The organism is Dictyobacter sp. Z7_2 (genome assembly GCF_057551105.1).
In genome coordinates this window covers 317,099-341,866 of the sequence record NZ_BAAJPE010000002.1, presented here as the reverse complement: position 1 = coordinate 341,866, position 24,768 = coordinate 317,099, and the positions used below count along the sequence as shown (strand labels likewise).

Below are 24,768 nucleotides of genomic sequence, written 5' to 3'. Positions count from 1 at the left end.
GGTATCACCTACTGTATGTTTGGGAAAATTCAATGACCTCGGCAAGTTTGCGTTTGGCCTTTCCTGCTTGCAATGTAGCGTGGGTGAGCTTAATCCCTTCCTGGAAAGATGCTACTTGCTCGTTCGCCATAAGAGCAGCAGCTGCGTTGAAGCAGATCATCTCCGTCGCAGGAGTCGCACTATACGTTGAGAGTATCTCACGCAAGGCGGTTGCATTATAGGTGGGATCTCCACCCTGGAAGTGTTGCTTATTCGTCACGCTGGTCAGTCCTACATCTTCAGGCGTGAGCGTATATTCTCGCATTTCCTGGCCCGCACGGACTTCACAGATATGCGTGGGAGCACTCAGTGAACATTCATCTAACCCATCTTCGCTGTGAACTATGAGCGCATGCTTGCATCCCATATGGAGTAGAACTGCGCCCATTTTTCTTAATAATGATCTATCCGCTACACCTAATACTTGATACGGTGTGTGGGCTGGATTGGTCAGTGGACCAAGAATATTAAATGCTGTGCGGATACCAATTTCTCTTCGCGTTGCTCCTACATATTTCATCGCAGGATGATAGGTCTGGGCGAACATAAATCCAAAGCCACACGTCTCAATACTCTTTGCCAGCGCTTCTGGTGCCAGATCAATTTTCAATCCGAGCGCTTCTAACACATCTGCGCTTCCACTCTTGCTCGTGGCCGAACGATTCCCATGCTTGGCGATAGTGGCTCCCGCGGCCGCTGCAAGGATGCCCGCTGCGGTGGATATATTAAGTGTGCCTGAACCATCTCCTCCAGTGCCGCACGTATCCAGCGCCTGAGACGCTGCATGTGCATTTAAATGTACTGGTAGCGCTTTCTCCCGCATAACATAAGCCAGACCAGCAATTTCTTCAATCGTTTCTCCCGTAGGTCGCATGCGGAGAGCTGTGAGAAATGCTCCAACCTGAGCCGATGTCGCCTCGCCGGTCATGATCTCTTCCATTGCGGCGGCAGCTTCCTCCGTGCTCAGGGTAGCCCCTCCCACAATATGAGCAATAGCCTCGCGAATCATGAGTGCACTTTTTCCTCTCTGTATAGAACTGGGGAGGAATATTCTCCTCCTGATCTCGTTCCTACTGCTCTAGAAAGTTGCGCAGTAGATCTTTGCCGACGGTTGTCATAATCGATTCGGGATGAAATTGGACTCCCTGAACTGGATAGGTTCGATGTTTTAGGCCCATGATCAGGCCATCCTCGGTCCTTGCGGTGATCTCAAGCTCGTCTGGTAGGCTGCTATCTTCAACAATTAAGCTGTGATAGCGAATGGCTTCAAATGGCTCGGGTAAGCTTTTGAAGACTCCTTTGCCACTGTGATGCATGCGCGATGATTTGCCATGCATGGGCTCTGGCGCTCGTATGACGCGTCCACCATAGACCTGCCCAATTGATTGGTGACCCAGGCAGACGCCCAGGGTGGGGGTTGTGGGACCAAAGTGTTCAATAATAGCGCACGATAGCCCGGCTTCGTTTGGCGTGCATGGTCCCGGCGAGACGACGATATATGCGGGTTTCATTTCTGCGACGTCTTGAATGGTTACCTGATCATTGCGGCGTACCTCAACCTCAGCACCTAGTTCTGCCAAGTACTGATACAGGTTATAGGTAAAGCTATCATAATTATCGAGTAATAAAAGCATGTTATTTCATCCCTTCGTGGGCAGTGACCGGGGACGTTTGATGAATCGTCTGACGGTTGTTATCAGCGATAAGTTCGGCTTCGTCGAGTGCTCTCAGAAGGGCTTTCGCTTTGTTGAGACTCTCCTGGTATTCGTTCTCGGGGAGTGAATCGGCTACCACACCGCCTCCCGCCTGGATGTAGGCGCGTCCGTCTTTGATGACCATCGTGCGTAGCGCGATGGCTGTCTCCTGATCTCCTGTATGGCTAAAGTAGCCAACGGCGCCAGCATACACACCTCGTTGTTCACCTTCTAATTCGCTAATAATCTCCATTGCTCTGATCTTGGGTGCGCCGGATACGGTTCCAGCGGGGAAGCCTGCCCGTAGAGCATCAAAGGGGGAGATGCCTTCGCGGAGTTGGCCTGAGACGTTTGTGACCAGGTGCATGACGTGTGAGTAGCGTTCGATCGTCATGAAGTCTTCAACTTGTACCGTGCCTACTTTGCTGACGCGACCAACATCGTTGCGAGCCAGATCGAGTAGCATGATATGTTCGGCTCGCTCTTTGGGATCTTGCTGTAGTTCGATAGCTAGCTGTTCATCGCTCGGCCTATCGGCGCCGCGAGGACGCGTACCCGCAATGGGGCGAATGGTTACCTCATTATCCTCATAGCGTACCAACAGTTCTGGCGAAGCTCCGACGACATGAAAATCTCCTAAGTCGAGGAAGAACATGTGAGGCGAGGGATTTATCGCTCGTAGGGCACGATAGACTGTAAAGGGTGCTGCGTTGACATGACGGCTCAGGCGCTGCGACGGGACGACCTGAAAGATATCCCCAGCTTTGATGTATTCGATGGAGCGTCTCACCATGCTTTCGAATTCTGCTTTGGTGCGGTTCGATTTGATGCGTAGCGCGTCAGGGTCACTGATTGGTTCTGGCTCTGCCGGGAGCCGTGCCGGTTGATGTAAGCGTATCTGAACATCGTCAATCACGGCTTGTCCGCGCCGATATTCCTCCTCGATGTCTGGTGCGTCCAGATGGATGTGTGTGACAACGCGCACACTATGACGTACGTGATCAAAAACCAGGACCGTTTCAGTGAGCATAAAGACAGCTAATGGGACATTGAGCTCATTTGGAGGTGGCTCTGGTAAGTGTTCAAAGCGAGCTGCGGTATCATACGAAAGGTATCCAACGGCTCCTCCAAAAAACTTGGGGAGCTGATCATGTGACTGTGTAAGATGCGGCGGAATAATAAGTCGATACTGCCCCAATTCAGCTTCAAGTAGCTTGAGTGGATCGTGGCAAGCAATTTCTTCTTCACTATAATGGCCCTGGACATCTTGCATTTTGCGTAACTTGACCGTTTCACCACTCTGTATCATGACCAGATAAGGATCAATGCCGATGAATGAGTAGCGTGCGACGTGCTCTCCACCAGAGACGCTTTCAAGAAGAAAGCTATATGGCTTCTGCGCCGTTTTACAGTATGCTGAAACCGGTGTCTCCATGTCAGCTAGAATATCGCTGTAGAGCGGTAAGAGTGGTCGACGTGTATCCAGCGTGCCAGTGCTGGATGCATGTTGTTCGCTCTCACGCACTTGCTGGACCTCTTCTAATGTTGGATAGTACATATATTCATTACCTGCTTCTTGATCCCATTATAGAAACATCATCTTCGAGTGGTTACATTGACTGGTGATCGTTATCCGACGTCTTTGTGATCTTAAAGTTGGTTTTTAGCCAAGACCAATGACTTGTTTGGCATTTTTGATTGTTTGCTCAGCCATCGGACGTACACTATCCGCTCCTTGTTTCAGCAAATCTTCTAAGGCGGGCATATCATTAATGAGCTCGTTGTAACGTTGCTGGATTGGACCTAAGGTCTCGACCAGGCGCTCGATTAAAGCGGCTTTAAAATCACCGTATCCTTTGCCCTCAAAATCTGCTTCGATCTCTTGCTTTGATTGACGCGTGAGAATTTGATAGATCGTCAACAAATTTGTGATGCCGGGCCGTTTGGGATCAAAGGTGACCAGACGCTCAGAGTCGGTTGTGGCTCGATTGATTTTTTTCTTAATGGTTTTTGGATCATCTAATAAGGTGATATAGGCACCGGGGTTAGCATCACTTTTGCTCATCTTTTTGGTCGGATCTTCTAGTGACATAATCCTCGCTCCGGTCTCACGGATCTGTGCCTCCGGGACAGTAAAGACAGCTTCGTTATAGAGACTATTGAAACGTTGTGCGAGATCGCGTGTCAGCTCAACGTGTTGACGCTGATCATCACCAACGGGCACAAAATGTGTCTGATAGAGCAAAATGTCGCAAGCCATGAGGACAGGATAGCAAAAAAGCCCTGTTCCAACGGTATCCATATTGCTGTTGGCCTTGGTCTTAAATTGCGTCATACGATTTAACCAGCCCATAGGAGTATAACAACTCAAGATCCAATCTAGTTCAGCGTGTTGGTGCACGTGCGATTGCACAAAAAGTTTGCAGTAGCGTACATCCAATCCGCAGGCAATGTAGAGAGCTGCTAGTTTGCGAATGTTTGCATGTAGTTCTTTAGGGTCGATAGGGAGTGTAATTGCGTGTAGATCAACGATACAAAAGATGTTATCATATTGATCTTGTGTCTCGACCCAGTTGCGAATAGCTCCAAAATAATTTCCTATATGGATGTTGCCGGTGGGCTGAATGCCAGAAAAGACACGCTTTTTAACCGCTGGTGCCGTGCGCTCTGCCTTTACAACAGGCTGTGCTGCTAGATTTGCTTCGATTGACATACGTTTGCTCCTGTCCCGCAAAAGACCAATAAAAAACGCCCCTCATCCCTCTACAAGGACGAGAAGCGCGAAATAGCTACTTCCGTGGTACCACCCTGATTTTAAATGATTTTTAGTCCTTCCTGATTTCACGTGCATTCTCAGATGCACAAATCTGGGAGGGAATCATCTCTCTTGCCGGATACAGTGTAATATATCCTGTCCTCAATAACGGGGGACATTCCGAAAGAGTCCTACTAGCTTTGAATAGCTGATGTCAGCTGACTCAAAACGTTTGCTCTTTAGCTACCAGGCCCATTCCATAGCTAGACTAGTATCGGTTTCCACCAGCCCCGACTCTCTGTTTCTATGCAACGCTATGTACTTTTCCTGTTCGTCGCTTCATGATGAAATTGTCTTGATTGAGAACAGTATAAGCTGAATCTTTGACACTGTCAAGGTTATGGTCACAGTTTTTGTGCATCTCCACGTCTGGACTTGCCTCCTATGCACTGTATATCATGGGGCACTGGTGTCAGTATCGGATATGCATGTATGAAATATCCCGATTTACTCAATGTTTGATTGTGAGTAAATCGGGAGAAAGAAGACTGTTGGAATGTGGCTCACAATAGTTCGGCTGGTGCCTCTACTAATAGCGCTCCATAAGGGCTTGTACATTACGCACGTAGTGCCAGTTGAAAATACCTCGATGTTGTACGTTCCAGCCACCTTCATTGTATGCACTGATAATTCGTGTCAGATTTCCGTGAAAACCGTGCGAGAGTGATTTCAAATAAATTGCACCAAGCTCGATATTGTCACTGGTTTTATAGGGGTCGTAATGACCATGAACTTGTCGATTGAGACCTTGAGCGGTGTATGGCATCAGTTGCATAACTCCGATGCCGCCGTCGTGTGCGATGACATGTTGTGTCCAGCCACTTTCTTGCCAGGCAATTGCGAGCATCAGATTAGCTGAAAGCCCATGACGGGCGGCAGCGCGACGGATGAGCTTGTTTGCTTGCTGCCTATTAGATCTCTCTAAGGCGTTGTAAGCATACCAGCGGACTTTTCCGCTGGAATAAAGGCCGCTGATGGCTTTTTTAGCTGCATGTGGTATGCAGAGATTCTGTCCTGCATAGATCAGATTAATGTTGCGTACTCTATTCGCACGAGCAATTGCCCAGATATTGACGCGATAATAATGAGCGATATTACCCATAGTATCACCGGGAACCACATGATACCAGAGACAATTGGCTCTGGTTGCGCGTGCTTTTGTGGGTTGTACAGAGGCCCCAAAGGGTAACAGGACCAGCAATAGAGTGCAAAGTAGGATTACTAACTGTCTCGAAAACCTGATCCGCCAAAGGATAGGTCTACTTCTGGTTAGATGAAATAGACAATTACCTTTTTTTGTCGATGAATGATATTGAGGTTCCTTATCCATATTTCTCCTTTCCCATCCACTATATCCCTGATGGAAATTGTCAAACGCGAATATATATGTTTTATTATAGTTAATTATAATTAAAAATGTTTAGTGTGGTTTTATGCATGATATATGATAAAAAGTTCTTTATGACATGATGATTGTATCGTTCATATAGACTCTAGCAACAAAACGTGTTACACTAGTAGTGTAGAATGATCCCCCGAATAGGGCTTTAAGATGAAATGAAGAGCTTCTATTTGCAGGAGAAAGAGGGACATTTTGGTTTGCTATTCCTCTGCCAATTTGTATAAAATGAAACATTCGTATATATAGTAAAAATTACCATTCCTCAAGGCGAGTTGATTGAGAGAGTAGAGAAGTATAGGACACAGTACCATGAAAACAGAAGATATTTTGAGTGCCACGGTTGAAGAATATCTGGAAACGATCTATAACATGAGTATGGAAGGGGAAACCGTCATTGGAGCTCGTCTGGCTGAGCGTTTTCAAGTTTCCGCTCCTACTGTAACTGAGATGCTGAAGCGTCTGGTGAGAGATGGATACGTGGAGATGGATAATAAACGTCATGTGACGTTGACGGAAGAGGGGAATCAGGCTGCCGAAGCCGTTCTGCGCCGCCACCGTTTAACGGAGCGTTTTTTGGTGGATATGCTTGGTATGCAGTGGCATGAAGTTCATGAAGAGGCTTGCCGCCTGGAGCATTTTATCTCTGGTGCTGTAGAGTCACGGGTGATGACAAGTCTTAATCAGCCCACGACATGTCCTCATGGCAATCCTATTCCTGGCTCGGTTCCTAATGCGCGTACTTATCTCAAAGATAATCATGCTGTGCGACTTTCGACGGTACCTAACGGTACACATGTACGCATTCTTTGTGTTTCTGAGGTGGTGGAGGACGAAGAGGCTCTCATTATGTATATGCATGAAAAAGGTTTGACTCCCGGCACGCAATTGGTAATGCTTAGTCAGATAGATGATACTGCTTCGGCATCCGCCCATTCTGATCAACCAGATGTAAATGAAGAGGTGACCCTGACTGCTGATGATCGGACTGTGACAATTAGCCCTGTTGCAGCTTCAAAGCTCTGGGTTGTTCCTTATACCAACTAATCCGGCATAATTGCACATGATAGAAAAAAACTTCAGCGAGTGATCACTCAAACGACCTCTTTATGTATATTGATATGTGTGTATCTGATTGTTGTCATCTCTGCATTCACCTTAGGTTAATGAGTCAAATGGCTGTACAGGCGTCCTAGAAACGTCTTATCAATGGACGCCCTGTGGAAATTTTGCTATACTCGTTCCTGGTAACAATCCATTTTATAGATCTCTTCTTCTAAAAAATGCACATTGGGGTGCGGATTGATTGGTATAAATTAATGAGCGATTCACATATGTCTTTGTCGGAGACCAATGTGTCTTCACATGTGGCTGATGCAGAGGAACAGAGCGTATCTCGTTCTATGCCTACCGTTCCTCCTTCTCACCCTGACGATACTGTAATAGAAGGAAAGCCCCTCTTCTGGCAGAATCGTTTGATCGAATGCGCCCTTGTGCTTTCCATGACCTTGTATTATTTGATTGGGAATCACCATCTGAAGTTTCCCATCGGCAATCTGGCACAATGGAGTCCATGGTTTGGGCTGCCTTTTTTAATTGCGTTTGCAGTTTTGTGCTGGTATCGCCTACCATTTGCCATTGGGCTCCTTCCCCTCGCTTTGCCGTATTATTTAGCTCCAAAAGATGTTATTAACTCTGCAAGTTTTAGTCCTGCTGAAATTGTGTTGTGGTTGACCGTCGCTGTGGCCTGTGCGCAGCTTCTTTTATATCGCCGTCAATGGCGGTATCGACTTTCGTGGCAAGAGATGCAAAAGCGTCTTGGACCATTTTTATGGCCAATACTTGTTTTTGTGCTCGCTGCTGTAATCTCTCTTTTTGTGGCGAGTTCACGCGATACTGCGGTGCGTGCTTTTCGTGAGGAGATTTTTGATCCACTTGTCTATGTTGGATTGATCTTCTCTGGTTTACGTTCCCGTCAGGATCTCACACGCTTACTGATAGCACTTTTTGCAACTGGATTAGTTATCGCATTCATATCGATTATTCAATATCAGATGTTTGGTTCGAACCAGACTGATGCGGTTTATGGTAGCCCTCCAAGTGTCGGCTTACTATTTGATTACACGCTGCCTGTAGGATTAGCTCTGGTTTTTTCGAAGGTATCCTGGAAGATCAGGTTGGCTACAGCGTTGTTGTGTATCCCATTTGTCTATGCGTTGTTGACGAACAACTCTCGTGGCGCAGCACTGGCAGCATTTCCAGTCGTACTGGCATTTCTCATCATATTATCCATACGCAAGCGCAAAGTATTACTTCTGGGTGGCGCAATCGTGATCGTTCTGACACTGGGTGGTTATGGGGCCTTTCACAACAAAGTGAATTCTGTAGTAGAGAATACTATTATTAATGGACACAGTGATAAGAATAATGTGAGTACCCTGGAGAGACGTGTTTATGTGTGGCAGAGTGCGATTGCGATGATCCATGATCAACCCTTATTTGGTTATGGATTGGATAATTGGCTCTGTCATTATGCAGATCCGCGTATTGCTGTGGTTGCAGATCCTCAATATAAGCCCAATGATCCGAATTTCTCATGGATGCAATCTTGTCCAATGGCTTCTCACTACTATATTGTTGGTGAAGTAAATGGGAAAACAACCCATATGTATGATGAACCTGAGTTATCACACCCGCATAATATCTTCTTGCACGTGTGGGTAAGTATTGGTGTGTTTGGCTTGCTCGCCTTTGTCGCGTTTTTGGTCCTCTTTTTCTGGTTATTTGCGGCGCTTCTAGGCTATCTGACGCGGCAACAGGGCGATGACTTTGAGCAATGGCGTTGGATGATTGTGGCGGCAACTGCTTCTATGTTGTGTGCAACGGTTCAAGGATTGGTCGATAGCTCTTTTTTAGCACAAGATCTTTCGTTTTGTTTCTGGTTACTCGTTGCACTGCTTCTGGTTATGCGCTTTCAGCTTGGCATGCCCTGGCGTATGCTACTCCCTGGTAGTAGTAAAAAGCTATCACCGGCGTCACACTTACACGACTAACACAATCGCTGTTGTTTATCTATGGTGAACTGATGAGTTGAGTAGAAAGGTGTCACAGCTTGCAAGGTAATTGAATGGGTCACGTGTAGTATTGCTCTATAAAAAAAGAACTCCAGAAACAACTTTCTGGAGTTCTTTTTTGCATGCAAACAGCTCATTGAGATTCATTTTCATAGGGAGTATTGATTTTGTTTGATGTATTGTATTTCACATTTTGGTTGCGAGATAGTTCATTGAATGCCTTACTAAATATCTCTATACTTAAAACAATATTTCAAGTCACACTATCCTCACATTGAAGTGTGTATGCAGATGGTCGCCTAACAAAGGTATCAGATGAAGGCATGACATGTGGCGATGTTGAGATTATGATCGAAATTACAAATCGAGGGGAAGATAGAGATGTCCATTAGTTTTTCGTTTGCGACGTTACTTATCTGGCTGGCCTGTCACTTTGTGGGAGATTTTGCCTTTCAAAGTTCATGGATGAGCATGGAGAAAGGGAAGAGTTGGGAGATCAATTTTTATCACTCCGCTACTTATACAGCAACATTTCTCTTATTTGCTCATCCATCTTTTCTGGCGACTGCTGTGCTATTCGGGACGCATTTTGTGATTGATCCGTTGAAATCACGCTATAAACTGATTGGCCCGATCTGGGTGGATCAATTGTTGCATATTGTAACTATCGTGTTAATTCTGCTCTTGAGAATGTAATCATCATGCTTATGGAATGAACCGAGGCGTCCCAAATACCTCCAGCAGTGTTAACATCTAAGCTGAAGATATTTGGGATGACAAACTTATTGTCCGGCATCTGTCGGTGGGGTTTCGGTAGTTGGCTGTTCTGGGTTGCTGTAAATGAAGTCTGTTAGATCCTTATGTGTGCGCTCCAGAATGGCACGTAATTTGGCTAGTTTTTGCGTATCACGGAATGAAGAACGGCCAGCAATTGCAAAGAGGCGAGCTACTTCAGTAGCCTCCGCTCGTATGGCCTGGATCTCCGGCTCGTTCCAGAAGCCTGGACCACGTCCACCGCGTCCGCCACGTCCACGAGCCCAGGGCGGAGTAAAGTTTTCTTCATCTTTTTGGCGCTCGGCCAGGAAAGCCTGTCCGGCCTCGGTGATGCTGTAGACCTTTTTGCCATCTTGCTCTTGGACAGTTACCAGTCCACGATCTTCCAGCAGTTGTAATGTTGGATAGATGGTGCCTGCACTGGGTGCATAGAAACCACCAGAACGCTCTTCGAGGGCTTTCATCATTTCATAGCCATGCATGGGACGCTCTTGGAGAAGTTCAAGCAGTGCGTATTTGACATCGCCGCGTCCAAAGAAACGAGGGCCACCTTTGAATGGGCCGCCGTGCTCTCCAGGGCCACCAGGGCCAAAGAAACCATGTCTGCCTCCACGCATCTCGAAGAAGCGAGGATGATGTTCGTGTCTGTGACCATGTCGGTGCTCAGGTCCATCCTGACGTAACCAGGGTGGAGTCCAACCTTCCCAATCCCTGGGAGGGCCGTCGTATTCAAATGCAAAATGTCTGTTAAAGTGATTAAACATATGTTGTTTTCCTTTCGAAATTTCAAGAATGCGATATATCGTTATCGCTATGGGTAGTATATACGATATATCGCATTCTTGTCAAGATATATCGTATTGATTTTATAAAACATACGTTTTTCTCTGTGCCCTGGGTTGCTTTTTGCTCTAAATGAGAGGAGAAAAGAGTGCTAGTGCTGATTGGATAAGATAGGGCGTTTTTGCTTCAGTCTCTGTTGAGGTGCAGGTCGAGATCCGAGATAGTAATCTTGATAGGGAGGAGGCTACGGAAAATAGTATGGAATCAGTTGAAGCTGATATTTTCCGTAGCCTCCTGTGGCTTTTTGGCATGGTTTGCTAACTCTTCAGAGACGCAGCCATTGGAGTAAGTAACTTCACTGTCTCTTTGCTATCATAGCTTTTTGGTTTTCTGGTCCTTGTAATGTGATAAATAACATGGCTTGCGTGACTGTAAAGTTGAGAAAGTAATAAGCATATGCAAAATCAAAATATCGTCAGGCGAATTGGCCATGGTGCCAACGTTGGGCTAGTGTGGCGTAGTAGCTGTGATTTACGAGTGTCCAGAGAGCCTGGAAAAAGGCAGGGTCACGATACTCCAGATGGTGTAGCAGGCTTTGCTGTTTTTCAGTGCTTGCGAGGCAGAAATTTCCACCGGCTGATAGGTTGAGTTCACTTAATGCAGTACGGAGACGTTTTTCGCTCAACATTGGAATACTTTTGCGCCCGACTTTGGGCAGGAGATGAAGCAGCAGTTCATCAATTAAATGTAGACTAGATGGTGGAGGAAAATCCTGGTCTGACGGAATAAGTAGGTCAACAATTGTGTTTAGTTGAGCTCGTTCTTCAATACTCAGCTCAATCTTTTGTTTAGAGGGTGTGGGTGTGAGCCGAAGCATATCGATCATTTAAACTCCTCTTTTGCAATGGGGGCGCTCTTTCTGTATTTCATTATAGTATCATACCTATTCATGATAATTCAACAGTGTATTTGAGTATTCAGATTCCTATGCTGTGAAGTTTTGCTATGTTTCTTGATACAAGGTTTTTTTAGTTTATCAAGATGTATGGTTTTTTTAGTTACGTGCTACCAGATGGATGAGCCTGTAGAGGGGCTTAATAAATAGCTCATCTATTACATAAATGGCGAGGAAAATCTGTCTGGCAGGTAAGAAGCGGATGCAGTATTTCAATAAATATACTGAAGAAGCAAATATAATGTTTACGAACTGTAAAAAATTGTGGATAAAATATATATAGCAGCTTTTTTGTAATCCTTGTTGCTGCCAGCATAGTCGATAAAAAGCTGAATAGCGTACCTGCATGAATAGGCCAGTACCTGATATGATTCTTATTGAATTTGGCTAAAAATTTCTGGTCTTTTTAGACCATACATCATAAACTTATCTTCTGTATATAGAAAAGCAGCACCCGTGGCAATGAAAAACATGGATGCTGCTATGAAGATCTCTGTATATCTTATTAAAAAACAATCGTTTTGTTCTCATAGACCAGTACCCGGTCGCTAGTATGTAATCTCACCGCTTCAGCCAGGACAAGACGTTCTACATCTCGGCCCTTGCGCACGAGATCATTGACAGCATCCCGATGATTACAATGAATAACGTCCTGGGCGATGATTGGTCCCTCATCAAGATTGTTTGTTACATAGTGTGCTGTAGCTCCAATAAGCTTGACTCCTCGTTGGAAGGCCTGATTGTAAGGGCTTGCACCAATAAAAGCAGGTAAGAAGCTATGGTGGATGTTAATGATGCGTTGTGGATAGGCTTCAATAAAGGCTGGCTCAAGAATTTGCATGTAGCGTGCCAGGATCAGAAAATCTACTTGATCGCCAATGAAATCAAGCATTTTCTGCTCGTCAACTGCTCTGGTTGCACGCTTGACTGGGAAATGATAATAGGGAATATTGTACATGATAGCTAGCGGTTCCAGATCCTGGTGATTGCTGATAATGAATGGGATCTCCATGGCTAACTCGTTCATTTTCCAGCGCCACAGTAGATCAACCAGGCAGTGATCATATTTCGAGACGAGAATGCCGACACGCTTACGTTGACGAGAATAATGGACGCTCCACTGCATCTGAAATTGTGCTGCGATAGGACTGAATGCCTCTCTCAATTCAGGAGCGCTTAATTGGAAATTATCTTCGGCAAAGTGAATACGCATAAAGAAAGTACAGTCATCCTGATTGGTTGAATGTTGATCCGATTCGAGAATATTGCCATTGTGTTTATAGATGAAGCTTGAAACCGTGGAGACGATGCCTGGCCTGTCAGGACAGGATATGAGAAGTGTAATTGTGCTGTTATGTGTTGACACCTGAGGCCCTCCCACCAATTTTTTTTCGGATGTCTTTTTGCTTGCAATGGTCAGCCATAGACTGATAAGTTGAATAACATTTAAGAGTCTATGTTACGTCTTGCCCGTGGTACTGTCAATGTTTTGCGATGAAATTTATGATGGCACAGATGTATTGCTTCCAGGATCTTTAGATCGCAGAAGATCCGCCGGATGAATCAAAGGAGAGGTAGGAAAATCTCAAAAAATGCTGAGCATATTTCTCCTACCTTCTCTAAGATGCCGTATACAGCGCTGAAGATATTTAGGAGAGGATTGTATTGTTAAATTGTAGCTTGATTTGTGAGAGATCGATTTTATTCGGAATTGGAAAATCAACGTAGCCACTTTGTGCCTGTCCTGGATAGACGGCCTTGTTGATTGAGGACAGTTTCCCAGGTATTTTGTCTCCATTGGGCAGAATAAGCCAGGTCATATTAACGTAATCTATACCAACTGAATCTGTAAGCTTGTTGGTTGTATTCATTGAGATGCGGACCACATATTTGTTTTTCGACTTAAAGTCGTCCGAGAACTTGGTGGCAAGCTGCGCCTGGGTGAACATGATATGAACACCATCGTAATCGTATGTTTGATGCAAAGTGGTTTGGGCACTCAGGTTTGTGATTGTCACGGTTGGTGGGGGAGGCTCTCCAAATAAGGTATCATGCTCAACTTCATGTGGGCCTGAGAGCAGTGTCGCAACAATGGCAATGGCAATTACAATCAGACCTATGATTGTGCCCCATTTGCGTGAGATAAAAGAGCGTCTTTTGGCTGCAGGCTCTATCGTTGTTTGTTTCATATTCGATTTATCAGCTCCTGATTATATCCTGTGGATGTTTATCGTATTATAGCAAAGGTGAAACAGAGCGCACATGGATCGCAGCAAAATGGAGTATTTTGTGCCGGAAACTTTGTCTCTTAAGGTTCGACAGTAGCCAGATCCTTGTGTTATGCTGTATGAGAGAATATTGAAGTGATATATGGTGGGTGTGGTGTAGGAGTATAAATGGCGATTGCCTATAGAAGTATTATATCTGACTGATATACTCTGAAGAAAATCCACTTCGCGTGCATGTTTCGTATGTTTTGTTTCATCTTGGGAGTATGTATGCACATTATTCATGGAACCTGGATTCCTGATGAAGGGCACGATTTTATTCAGAGCGGTGCTTTCTATCTGTGGGTAGAGACGGATACATTTGATGCATCACGTCGCCGTGGCGATAACATCCATCCCAGGCATCTGATGCATACAGCATTATCAGCATTTATTACTGAAACGTTGGGTGTGCAGCATTCAATGGCGCGGGCCATAGAGAGTACACTCTTTGTGAAGTATTTTTTTCTTCCCACCTTTGAAGATAAGCCTTCTTCTTCTTTCGAATTGTTGCGCTACGTTGATGAGGAAGAGCCTGTTGAGTTTGATATGCAGCCCTGGCAGGTAAGTTGCTATCGTGTGTTGGATGTCATCACCACCTTGAACGATATCCATTTTTCCGCGCTCTATGCGCCTGAGGATTTCCAATTAGGGGCAGATCTTTTGTTCTGGTATCAGTATGCCCAGATGTTTAAGGGGATTGTGGCCAGAGATCAGTATATCCCTGCTTTAAAATATCAGATGATCCCTTCGGTTACTACGACGGCGAAGAGTAAATCGGCATCGGCCGCCAGTACAAAGCGTAAAGCTTTATCATCATCGGCCAGTGCGAAGCGTAAGCCTGTAGAGGATGACTCGCGCTTTGAGATTCATCCTGCCTGGGAATTGCTCTCCGATACCTATGAGTTGTCTATACAGAGCTACGCAGCCGCTATGCCCACGGTGTGTACGTCGGGACTGAATACTCCTGATGATGCCTCATTATTCGATAAAGAATCTTTACTACGTCATTTCTCAGAGTCTCTCTTGCACGATATTGTGCTTGGAACACCGTTTACGACAAAATTTGATCAGCAGATTGCAGGCACCCTTCTTTATCGCTGCCTCCATCCCGATTTGAGACAAGACTCCGCTGCTATGCTGGCGGATTATAAGGACTGGTTGGCGTGGCGTGCGAACTTTACGCGAGAGCATGAGGAGGCTAGTTTTACGCTTTGTTTTCGACTTGAGGAGGCTCTCGCTGATGATATCGATAATTGGCAACTGCACTTTCTGGTTGCCTCTAAAAGTGATCCTTCACTGAAACTGGGGCTGGATGATTACTGGCATCTCAGGTTGCAAGGTCGTGCTGATGTCTCTCATTCCTTCGGTCAGGACTTTGAGAAGAATTTGCTGCTTACTCTCGGATATGCGGCGCGCATTTATCCCAAGATCTGGAGTGGTCTGGCTACTGAATATCCTGTCGGATGCCGTCTCACATTAGACGAAGCGTTTTCATTTCTGAAAGAAAATGCTTTGGTCCTCAGCGATGCGGGATATATTGTTGTCGTTCCTGCATGGTGGACTCCGAAGGGGCGTCGGCGTGCGAAGGTTCGTCTCAAGACGACCGCACGTGCACCTCAAACGGGGACATCAGCGGTAGCTTCGGGGCACTTAAATCTTAAAGCGATAATTTCTTACCAGTATCAATTGTCTGTCGGAGAAGAGGAAGTTACGTCCGAGGAATGGTTGCAACTCGTGAACGCGAAAACGCCTCTGGTGCAGTTTCGAGGACAATGGATTGAGCTGGATCGTGAAAAAATGCAGGAGCTTCTTCAGTTCTGGCAGACACATCAGGGTGAAGAGCCTGAGATTAACCTGCTCGATATGTTGAAGGTTGCGACAGAGTCTGAGGATGATCTGGTATGGGAGCATGACCAGTATCTGATGGACATGTTGTCTCGGCTCCAGAATAAGGATTCGTTTGTCCCGATAGGCGATTTGGCAGGCTTGCAAGGGACCTTACGCGATTATCAGAAACGTGGCGTTGCCTGGCTACAGTACCTAGAAAGCCTGGGGCTTAATCCCTGTTTGGCAGACGATATGGGGTTGGGAAAAACTCTGGAGGTCATTGCCTGTTTGGTAAAGGAGCGAGATGGTACAACTATTGTGCCACCAACTCTTGTAATTGCACCAACATCAGTGCTCGGCAACTGGCGCAAGGAGATTGAGCGTTTTGCTCCACAAATTCGTACGATGGTGCATCAAGGAGGTACCCGGCGTAAGGATAAGGAAATCTTTGAGAAGGCTTGCCGGGAGCATGAGGTTATCTTGACATCATTTGCTCTGGCTCGGTTAGACGAAAAACTCTTGCAAGGTATACAGTGGCATCGGGTCGTGGTTGATGAAGCACAGAATATAAAAAATCCTCAGGCGGCCCAAACGCGTGCAATTATGAAGCTGAATGCATCTCATAAGCTTGCTCTGACTGGTACTCCGGTGGAGAATCGCTTACGTGACCTGTGGTCCATCTTCAATTTTCTCAATCCAGGATATCTAGGCAAGGAGGCGCAGTTCCGTAAAACGTTTGAGTTGCCCATTTATAAAAGTAATGATGCGCATAAATTGTCACTCTTGAAAAAGTTAGTTGAGCCTTTTATCCTGCGACGTGTCAAAACGGATAAACGTATTATCGATGATCTGCCAGATAAGATTGAGCAGAAGATGTATTGTACGCTTACTCATGAACAAGCCTCCCTTTACGAAGCCGTTGTGAGCGATGTCGCCGAACAACTGAAGGAAGCTGATGGGATGCAGCGCAGAGGATTGATTTTATCCACCATTCTCAAGCTCAAGCAGATCTGTAACCATCCTGCACAGTTCTTACAGGATGAGAGTGCTTTTACTCCTGAGCGCTCTCACAAGTTCCAGCGTCTCAACGAAATGATCGAAGAGGTGATTGATAGCGGCGAAAGCGCACTCATTTTTACACAGTTTACGGAGATTGGTGCAGCCTTGTCGCGCTATCTTGAGCATACCAGTCATTACAACACATACTATTTGCATGGAGGAACGAATGTTGCCAGACGTGAACGAATGGTGACTGAGTTTCAAGATCCGGCGACAGAGCCTTCGCTATTTATCCTCTCGTTGAGGGCTGGCGGTGTAGGACTTAATCTGACCAAAGCTAACCACGTTTTCCATTTTGATCGCTGGTGGAATCCTTCAGTTGAAGACCAGGCTACCGATCGCGCTTTCCGCATTGGTCAGCGCAAGAATGTCTTTGTGCACAAGTTTGTTGCCATGGGGACGATGGAAGAGCGTATCGATGCTATGATCCAGGATAAGAAGCGGATGTCTTCTCTTGTCGTAGGGGCTGATGAAGCGTGGCTGACGGAACTCGATAATGATACCTTTAAAGATTTGATCGCATTGCGACGTAGTGCGGTTATGGAGTGATACTGATGACAAACTTCAATCATAGTCGTACGTGGTGGGGACAGCGTTTTATTGAAGCTCTTGAACAATTTACTGATCCTTCCAGACTCGGACGAGGACGCTCTTACGCAAACAATGGACGCATCCTCAATTATACGCTGACAAACGGTATGGTTAAGGCGAAAGTACGTGGTTCGATCAACCCGTACTTTGAGGTTTATGAAGAGCCGATCTATAAGACCAACATCACCATCAAAGCGATCAGCCCCGCCGACTGGACAAAGGTTATTCGCCAGATTGCATCCCGAGCGGATCTGGTCACGAAGTTATTGATGAATGAGATGCCAGATACAATCGAAGAGGCATTTTCCACGCTGGATTTACACCTTCTGCCTCACAGCCAGAGAGATTTTGTGACCACCTGTTCGTGTCCCGACTATTCAAATCCCTGCAAACACATCGCAGGAGTCTACTATCTATTGGCATCCGCCCTGGATAAAGATCCTTTTGTGATGTTTGAACTGAGAGGACTGTCCAGAGCAGAACTTCGTGCTGAATTGGCTCGCTCGCCGCTGGGAGAAATCCTGGCATCTGCATTAGTCTCAAAAGAGGTTGTTGTAGAACCAGTTGCATCTTATTATACGCAGCCTACACATACACCTTCATCAGAGGTAGTCAGCCATAAAGAGTTTTGGACCGGCGCGAAAAGATTGCCAGAGCCTGTGTTGCAAGCTTCAGATGCTCAAGCGAGTGTCCCAGCGCTACTAATTAAGAAGCAAGGAGATTATCCAGCCTTCTGGCATAAAGATACGTCGTTTATTCGTGTCATGGAAGAGTTGTATGCTCGTGTCAGAGTGAAAAATAAACAAATGATGTAAGGCGCGGGCTCATTCTTGTCACTTTCTGCTGATCCTTAACGTGCTATACGCATAGTGCATACACATTGAGTTTAGAGGAATTCTATATTTACAGAAGAGGACTAGCCTTATGATGCAAAAGCGTGTTGGCAATTTGAGATGGGGCATTGCGGTATTACTTGGCCTTGGGGTTATCATCAATTATCTGGATAGAGCAAACATTGCAGTGGCAGGTGTGGATTTATCAAAGGAATATCATCTCTCGAGTATTCAGTTTGGGTTTATTGCATCTGCTTATCTCTGGACATACGCTCTTATTCAGGTGCCCGTAGGCGTTTTGCTGGACAAGATCGGCGTGAAGTGGATAACGCGAGTTGGTACCATTCTTTGGACTCTGGCAACCTTTATGACTGCTCTTGTGAGTGGTTATGGCCTGATCATTCTCTCTCGCCTGCTCTTAGGTATCGCTGAGGCACCAGTATTTCCGGCGGCGTCTAAGGCGACTGGCTATTGGTTTCCTCTCAAGGAGCGTGGTCTTGCAACCTCGGCTTTTGATGCATCAGCAAAGTTTTCAAATGTCATTGGCGTGCCTTTTGTGGCACTTGCTGTCTCAATCTATGGGTGGAGGGGAGCGTTCTGGACCACAGGAATACTCAGCCTTCTCTATGGAGTACTCTTCTGGATTACTTATCGTGATCCCAGCCAGTCAAAGCGCATTTCTCAAGAAGAGCGTACATACATTCAGGAGGGCGGCGCACAGGCGGATAATGTAGCCCCCGCAAATACCATGGCAAGCCTGGGTTATCTCCTTAGCCAGCCAAAAATATGGGGAATGGCCCTCGGCTTCGCAGCCTATGGGTATACCTTCTATCTTTTCTTAACGTGGTTACCCTCGTATATTCAAACTCAACTACACATTTCTATTCTCAGTAGTGCAGGTTTAGTAGCTATTATTTGGGGCGTAGCAACGGTAACAGATGTTGTGATTGGTGGCTGGCTCGTTGACTATTTAATCAGACGTGGATATGATCCAACAAGGGTACGCAAAACGATTTTTATCATTGGTATGCTTATGGGTATCGCGATTCTTGGGGCGGCCTTTACTACAAGCATTCCCTTGATTGTTATGTGGCTCTCGATCTCGTTAGGTGGATTGGCATTTGCGGCTCCCGTTGGCTGGAGTATTCCATCCTTGATTGCACCCAAGGGTACTGTTGGAGTCGTTGGATCAATCATGAATTTCTTTAATAACCTTGCCGGTATTATTGCTCCCCTCGTGGCTGGCTTTGTACTTGATGCAACTCATTCCTTTATCTTGAACTTTATAATTGCTGCTGGTGTGCTTGTACTTGGTATCCTTTGCTATGTCTTACTTCTTGGCAAGATTGAGCAGTTGCCCGCACGATTTGATGAAAAGCCCATTGATGATGTTGCTCATTCGGTTGGGGAATAAGGCCGTCAAAAATGTACTTTGGATAGTCAGTGTCAAAAGGTGTAAAGCTTGATGACTACTGATGAAAAGTGCGTGGCCCTCCTGAGAAGGTCCAATGCGTGACAGGATGAGGATGATCTGGATAAATAGCTTTCTCATCATCATCATCCTTCCAACAGTAGTGAAGAGGCGAAAAATTCAGTCCTTTTGCCAGCAAATGGAGATGGACTTCATCCCAATACATGCGCCTTAGTAAGGCTTCAAACTTGGTGAGCCATTCTTCCCATTCCCACTCGATCTGTTTAAAAGAAGCTCCAAAGTGAATAATCTGACTTTTATACGTCGTTTGTATCGAATTTGTGCTGGATGAGAACATAAAACGTGAAAGAAATGGCCATGTATCTTCTTCTGGTAGCATTGCAATGGCCTGGAGATTGTGTTGTACTTTGTCTCTGAGTTTCTGGTCGATCTCAATGTAGCGGAGCTGTTTTTGAGGGTGATTCCTGTAAGCGTCATACATATGGGGTATGTCGTGAGGCCAGTGGGGACCTTGAATAAATCCATAGATCACTGATTCCATTCCCATCGTAAGTGGTCTCCATTTATATATGCGGAAGATTCTCTTAAGAGTATAACATATCAGCCTGGTAGTGAAAGAGTGTTTGAAAATATGGATGAGTATGCTCTCTAATTAATGAGTATGCACAAATATTTGCAAGATGAGTAAGCAGGCCATGCCGGTAAAAATTGTCAGAAGGACATTTTTTGTGCGCCATGCCACAAGTATAGCCAGGATTCCCGATATGAGCCGGATGTTGCTCAACGATACATCCAGTGAGCCGTTGGAGAAGAATAGTGTGGGGGCGATGAGCGCTGATAGGACGGCTATTGGCACGAAGCGTAGAGCCTGCTGCGCCACAGGCGAGATCTGTATCTTGCCGATGAAGACAATAAAAGAGAGGCGCATACCTAAGGTGAGTAGTCCGATAATGATTATGGTGGCCCAAAGCCATCCCTGTGACATAGCAGGCTCCTTATTGAATAGACTTTGTTTTCTTCATTTCTAGCGTGAGGCCGACTGTGATGCCAATCAGTGCGGCGAGGGCTAGCCCTAGTTTGAGTGGTAATGCAAACACAAGTAGTGCAGCCAATGCTGAAGTTAACGCGACGGTTGTGCTCACGCGATCTTTGAGAGCTGGTACAACGAGAGCGATAAAAGTAAGTGTAGATGTGAAATCCAGTGACCACGAGGTAGGTATGTGTCCGCCCAGGAAAATACCCGCAGCAGTACTCAATTGCCAGGTTGTCCATAACGCCAGTCCAGCACCCAAAAAATAGCGGTGCTTGTATCTCTCGTTTCCAGGCTGCCGGTAGTGCAAGATGGTTACCGCGTAAGCCTCGTCGGTTAATAAGTATGCCAGCAGCCACTTCCAGAGAGGTTGGAGCTTGCTCGTGTAAGGCGATACCGATGCGCTATAAAGTAAATGACGGATATTTATAATAAAGGCGGTCAGGATGACAACCAGCAAAGGCGTGCCTGCTGCGATGAGTTGGGCGATCACGAATTGCGCCGAGCCTGCGAAGACGATACATGACATGGCTTGCGCGATACTTGCTGGGATGCCTGCACTGATCGCTGATACTCCATAGATCATACCAAAAGGAAGCACCCCTAACAGTATAGGGAGCTCGTCTCTGATGCCATGTAAGAATTCAGAATGTGAAGTTATCATGGCATCATTATAGGAGGTTCTAGGGAGGGCTGTCTTGTCTGATATTGCTATTTGTTACGTATCCCGCTGTACAGTCCGGGCGGCACGCCAACAATGCGCTTAAAGTGTTTGGTAAAGTGACTCTGATCTGCAAAGCCTACCGCCATTGCCGTGTCTATACATGACTGTCCCATTCGTAACATGTGCCTGGCGTGCATGATGCGTATTTGCATCTGATAGGCATGAGGAGGTAAACTCATGTGGTCTCTAAATGAGCGGAGTAGGTGAAATGGACTGAGTTGGGCAATGATTGCCAATTGTTCGAGTGAGATATTCTCTGCATAGTTGTCCTCGATATAGAAACGGACGCGCTGGATACCCATATGCTCTTTTGCGAACGGACGCGGACGCGGATGATCATCGGCATAGCGCAAAATTAAGCGGGAGAGTGTCCATAAGAGTCGCGATTCCCGTTCAAGGTCTGATACTTGCTCTTCTAGCGCCCGATGGGTGAGGGCGATTTCAGCCCTCATTTCTGCATCGTAAACCACAGGTTCGGCAAAGAAAGGGATGTCATGGGACCTACCAGTGAGATCAGATACCGCACGCTGTAATAGCTCGATTGATGGATAGAGCGTCCTATAGGTCCAGCCATGTTCGGCTGCGGACGAACCGGTATGCATTTCTCCAGGATTGATAAATACGATGCTTCCGACCGGCGCTATATGCTGGCTTCTGCGATAGGTAAACTGTTCTGCACCTTGTTCAATCACACCTATGACATAGCCCTCATGTGTATGAGGCGCAAAGGAGTGCGTCACATATGTTGCATGGAGCAATTCGAGGTTACTCAGCGTGGTGTCGTGCCAGAATTTGATATGCTCATGAGTGTTTGTGGCTCTCATGTTTCTCCTCTCACTAAGTAACCCGCCATGAATCGATTATTATCAATGTGTAGCATAACAATCTTGTGCTAAAAACGCAATGCTATGTATGTGTTGGTATGTGAAATGAAAACATAAACAATACTTAAGCGTGAAGATTGAGATTCAAAAAAGTGCTTTAGCTGTGCTTGTCCCGCTCGTGTTTTTTGGTGGCCCTCACCTCGATTTGGTGGCGAACAGAGAGGGCACGCACTGAAAGACGCATTTCGAGCCAATGTAGAAGAGGATAGATGAGAAGTAGCGGCACGATCAGCACTATCCACACGCGCGATGGGCCAGTGGCATTGAGCCACGCAAACATTGCCGGGACAATCGCCCCGGCAATCCCCCAGGCCAGCTCAAAGAGAGCCATGGAACGTCCCAGCGTATGCGTGGGACTGCTGGCCGCTGCCAGAGCTACCGATATCGTGCTAGCAATCATACTTGCAAAGGTATAGATGGCGGTTGTGCCAAACAGATAGGGGAGAAGGAACGTGCTTGGAATCAGTGGGGCCTGCACTAATAAAATGCAGCCTACGATCCATAGTAAGCACGCAATCATAAGAGAGCGCGTGCGACGAAAGGGCTCCAGTAGCCTCACTGTCAACGTCTGTGTGCAGATCACCAGCAGGCTGTTGAAGGCGAAGAGGGCACTCACAGTCGCCGTCGAAAGTTTCAACGTTTCCGTGGCATAGATCGGTAATCCAAGCAACATCATCAAAGGACAGAGGGCAAAGACGACGTTGCACGCGACCAGTACGAGGAATGGGCGATCTGCCAGAACGACGCGATATCCACTCCGCTCATCGGTGAGAGCATGCTTGCCAGGCAAATCACCTGATAGCTTCTCAACCCGATCTCTGGATGGACTTTCAATCAGTTCGTTGGGCCGATGAGCAGTTCTCCGCCAGCAGAGTGCGAGAGCCATCAGGAAAAAGCTACACACATTGGCCAGAATGAGTGCTCGATAGCCATTAGGGCCACCAAATGCCACAATGAGACCCGAGAGTCCGCCACCCACAATCAGTCCAACGTTCTGTGTCGCCCCCACGAAGCCGTACCAGCGGTCTTGCTCAACCTGGCCCGCGACCTCAGCGATTAGTGTCGTGGCGGCAGCGTAGAAGACGCGATTGCCGGTCGTCACAAGAAGCGCTGTTACAAACAGTAGAGGGATGTCGTGAACGGCGAGGTAGCCCAGAAAGCCAAGTGCCTGAAGAATCTGGCTCACCACAACGAGTCGTCTGGCCCCGAAGCGATCAACAAGGCTGCCAGTGATCAAGTTTACTGGTAGGGTGAGGATAGTGGCAACGGTGAGTACCCCTCCAATGGAGGTAAGATCGAGATGAGCGATTTTCTGGAAGTAGAGAAGCGAGAAGGGCTGGTAGAGTCCAGTGCCTAATGAGTCTATGAGAAATGCAAGCACAAGTGGCTCGCGTCCTCGTATCCTGGGGATGCCTAAAAGTTGGATGAGTCTTGAGATTCGTGACGATTGTGAAAACATACTTTGCCCCTCTGGAATGTCCTTTGTGAAGCACACGGGACAGAGCCAGGGGTGCTTACCCTTGGTTACGATTTTACCTCTCTGGTGGTCGCCAGTCAAGGGTCTTGTTGCGGAAATATGGCAGAAGTGTATGAGAGTCGAACTCACCGGGGACCGCGCTGAGCGACCCCCCAGCCGTTTTGAAGACGGTGAGACCCACCGGGATCCCTACACCTCCACATGATCCCTTAAGAGGAATATATCCTATGATGCCACGGTCAGTAGTGCTTGTCAAGCCAATGCGCGGATTTTTTCGACGGAGACCTGAGTGAGATCTTTGACCATTAAGTTAGCAACTTTGAGGCCAGGCAGATCGCGTTCGCCTGCGACGGCAATACAATAGAACCCTCCAGCTTGTGCAGCCTGGATGCCAGCGACAGCATCTTCGATGACCAGGCTGTGGGAAGGTTCGACGCCAAGTTCGGCGGCAGCTTTGAGAAAGACGTCGGGAGCGGGTTTCCCGTGGGGGACGTTTTCGCCTGATACGAGCGCGGTGAGATATCTTTTCAAGCCAAGGGCGTCGCTGACGGCTTCGATGTTTTTGGTGGGAGTCGAAGAGGCGAGGGCTTGCTTATAGCCTACATCTTTCAATGTGCTGAGCAGCTCGATGGCACCTGGGAGTGGAGCGGCTTTGTCGCGGATAAATTCTCGGAAGTAGGCTTCTTTGCGATCGGCGATATCTTGCACGCGTTCTTTGGCTGTGACTCCCCAGAGTAGAGGAATGATGGCATCGTTGCGCATGCCAAAGGTGTCCTGGAATTGTTGATCGCTAAAGGAAAAGCCATCCTCCTCGGCGACGCGGTACCATGAGCGCTTATGTTCTTCGGCGCTATCGATGATAACGCCATCCAGATCCCAGATGATGGCATGAATCTGATCAGTCATTAAAAACCTCCAGGTAAGTATTGTGGCTGTGACTCCTAATTCTCACGTTTCGCATAGACGCGTGAGAGTGGTCATGATAGAATGGGTTTTAAAGCCAACGCTTTTGACGCTATACATATATTTTGATGAATTGACGTTTGCTTTGACAAGATGTGGGCGTCGAAATATTTCTATGTTGATACTATCATATTCCCGCGTGTTG

Annotated in this window: 21 protein-coding genes and 1 tRNA gene; 6 read left to right on the top strand and 16 right to left on the bottom strand. The window is 46.7% G+C overall.

The window, feature by feature from the left end:
- Positions 1 to 4 precede the first annotated feature (4 nt).
- From trpD to AC27N8_RS14930, 5 genes are all read right to left on the bottom strand, one after another.
- A complete protein-coding gene (gene trpD, locus AC27N8_RS14950) occupies positions 5 to 1,048 on the bottom strand; it encodes an anthranilate phosphoribosyltransferase (RefSeq protein ID WP_487068180.1) in 1,044 nt (347 codons plus the stop codon).
- Positions 1,049 to 1,109: 61 nt separating this feature from the next.
- Entirely contained in the window at positions 1,110 to 1,673 is a 564-nt protein-coding gene (locus tag AC27N8_RS14945) for an anthranilate synthase component II (RefSeq protein ID WP_487068179.1), read from the bottom strand.
- Position 1,674: 1 nt separating this feature from the next.
- Complete coding sequence (gene trpE / locus AC27N8_RS14940; RefSeq protein WP_487068178.1) at positions 1,675 to 3,291, bottom strand: anthranilate synthase component I; 1,617 nt, start codon at positions 3,289 to 3,291, stop codon at positions 1,675 to 1,677.
- A gap of 105 nt (positions 3,292 to 3,396) precedes the next feature.
- Positions 3,397 to 4,446: a tryptophan--tRNA ligase gene (gene trpS / locus AC27N8_RS14935; protein ID WP_487068177.1), complete on the bottom strand. Its 1,050-nt coding sequence runs from the start codon at positions 4,444 to 4,446 to the stop codon at positions 3,397 to 3,399.
- Positions 4,447 to 5,077: 631 nt separating this feature from the next.
- Positions 5,078 to 5,650, bottom strand: a complete 573-nt coding sequence (locus AC27N8_RS14930) for a transglycosylase SLT domain-containing protein (protein WP_487068176.1) — start codon at positions 5,648 to 5,650, stop codon at positions 5,078 to 5,080.
- Between the two features lie 609 nt (positions 5,651 to 6,259).
- On the opposite strand from AC27N8_RS14930, the gene AC27N8_RS14925 reads away from it, so the two are divergent.
- From AC27N8_RS14925 to AC27N8_RS14915, 3 genes are all read left to right on the top strand, one after another.
- Positions 6,260 to 6,994: a metal-dependent transcriptional regulator gene (locus AC27N8_RS14925; protein WP_487068175.1), complete on the top strand. Its 735-nt coding sequence runs from the start codon at positions 6,260 to 6,262 to the stop codon at positions 6,992 to 6,994.
- 287 nt (positions 6,995 to 7,281) lie between these two features.
- Entirely contained in the window at positions 7,282 to 9,000 is a 1,719-nt protein-coding gene (locus tag AC27N8_RS14920; protein ID WP_487068174.1) for an O-antigen ligase family protein, read from the top strand.
- A 402-nt stretch (positions 9,001 to 9,402) separates the two neighbouring features.
- A complete protein-coding gene (locus AC27N8_RS14915) occupies positions 9,403 to 9,717 on the top strand; it encodes a DUF3307 domain-containing protein (protein WP_487068173.1) in 315 nt (104 codons plus the stop codon).
- A gap of 86 nt (positions 9,718 to 9,803) precedes the next feature.
- On the opposite strand, the gene AC27N8_RS14910 is transcribed toward AC27N8_RS14915, so the two are convergent.
- The 4 genes from AC27N8_RS14910 to AC27N8_RS14895 all read right to left on the bottom strand — a co-directional run bounded on the left by AC27N8_RS14910 (position 9,804) and on the right by AC27N8_RS14895 (position 13,722).
- Positions 9,804 to 10,559: a PadR family transcriptional regulator gene (locus AC27N8_RS14910; protein ID WP_487068172.1), complete on the bottom strand. Its 756-nt coding sequence runs from the start codon at positions 10,557 to 10,559 to the stop codon at positions 9,804 to 9,806.
- A gap of 494 nt (positions 10,560 to 11,053) precedes the next feature.
- On the bottom strand, positions 11,054 to 11,464 hold the full coding sequence (locus tag AC27N8_RS14905; protein ID WP_487068171.1) for a hypothetical protein: 411 nt from the start codon (positions 11,462 to 11,464) through the stop codon (positions 11,054 to 11,056).
- Between the two features lie 574 nt (positions 11,465 to 12,038).
- On the bottom strand, positions 12,039 to 12,899 hold the full coding sequence (purU, locus tag AC27N8_RS14900; RefSeq protein WP_487068170.1) for a formyltetrahydrofolate deformylase: 861 nt from the start codon (positions 12,897 to 12,899) through the stop codon (positions 12,039 to 12,041).
- A 283-nt stretch (positions 12,900 to 13,182) separates the two neighbouring features.
- On the bottom strand, positions 13,183 to 13,722 hold the full coding sequence (locus AC27N8_RS14895; RefSeq protein ID WP_487068169.1) for a hypothetical protein: 540 nt from the start codon (positions 13,720 to 13,722) through the stop codon (positions 13,183 to 13,185).
- Between the two features lie 309 nt (positions 13,723 to 14,031).
- Between AC27N8_RS14895 and AC27N8_RS14890 the strand changes: the two genes are divergently transcribed.
- The 3 genes from AC27N8_RS14890 (at position 14,032) to AC27N8_RS14880 (ending at position 19,527) form a co-directional block, all read left to right on the top strand.
- On the top strand, positions 14,032 to 17,238 hold the full coding sequence (locus tag AC27N8_RS14890; RefSeq protein ID WP_487068168.1) for a DEAD/DEAH box helicase: 3,207 nt from the start codon (positions 14,032 to 14,034) through the stop codon (positions 17,236 to 17,238).
- A 5-nt stretch (positions 17,239 to 17,243) separates the two neighbouring features.
- Positions 17,244 to 18,095, top strand: a complete 852-nt coding sequence (locus AC27N8_RS14885) for an SWIM zinc finger family protein (RefSeq protein WP_487068167.1) — start codon at positions 17,244 to 17,246, stop codon at positions 18,093 to 18,095.
- Between the two features lie 109 nt (positions 18,096 to 18,204).
- Positions 18,205 to 19,527, top strand: a complete 1,323-nt coding sequence (locus AC27N8_RS14880; protein ID WP_487068166.1) for an MFS transporter — start codon at positions 18,205 to 18,207, stop codon at positions 19,525 to 19,527.
- A gap of 55 nt (positions 19,528 to 19,582) precedes the next feature.
- Here the strand turns inward: AC27N8_RS14880 and AC27N8_RS14875 are convergent, their stop codons facing one another.
- The 7 genes from AC27N8_RS14875 to AC27N8_RS14845 form a co-directional block, all read right to left on the bottom strand.
- Positions 19,583 to 20,092 carry a hypothetical protein gene (locus AC27N8_RS14875; protein ID WP_487068165.1) on the bottom strand — a complete coding sequence of 170 codons (510 nt, stop codon included), beginning with the start codon at positions 20,090 to 20,092 and terminating at the stop codon, positions 19,583 to 19,585.
- 105 nt (positions 20,093 to 20,197) lie between these two features.
- On the bottom strand, positions 20,198 to 20,530 hold the full coding sequence (locus AC27N8_RS14870) for an AzlD domain-containing protein (RefSeq protein ID WP_487068164.1): 333 nt from the start codon (positions 20,528 to 20,530) through the stop codon (positions 20,198 to 20,200).
- Positions 20,531 to 20,540: 10 nt separating this feature from the next.
- On the bottom strand, positions 20,541 to 21,239 hold the full coding sequence (locus AC27N8_RS14865) for an AzlC family ABC transporter permease (RefSeq protein ID WP_487068163.1): 699 nt from the start codon (positions 21,237 to 21,239) through the stop codon (positions 20,541 to 20,543).
- A gap of 47 nt (positions 21,240 to 21,286) precedes the next feature.
- Positions 21,287 to 22,123, bottom strand: a complete 837-nt coding sequence (locus tag AC27N8_RS14860; protein ID WP_487068162.1) for an AraC family ligand binding domain-containing protein — start codon at positions 22,121 to 22,123, stop codon at positions 21,287 to 21,289.
- A 157-nt stretch (positions 22,124 to 22,280) separates the two neighbouring features.
- Complete coding sequence (locus AC27N8_RS14855) at positions 22,281 to 23,642, bottom strand: MFS transporter (protein WP_487068161.1); 1,362 nt, start codon at positions 23,640 to 23,642, stop codon at positions 22,281 to 22,283.
- A gap of 118 nt (positions 23,643 to 23,760) precedes the next feature.
- Positions 23,761 to 23,859, bottom strand: a tRNA-Sec gene (locus AC27N8_RS14850).
- A gap of 53 nt (positions 23,860 to 23,912) precedes the next feature.
- The gene (locus AC27N8_RS14845) at positions 23,913 to 24,566 is read right to left on the bottom strand and encodes an HAD family hydrolase (protein WP_487068160.1); all 654 of its coding nucleotides are present in this window, start codon (positions 24,564 to 24,566) and stop codon (positions 23,913 to 23,915) included.
- Positions 24,567 to 24,768: the final 202 nt, after the last annotated feature.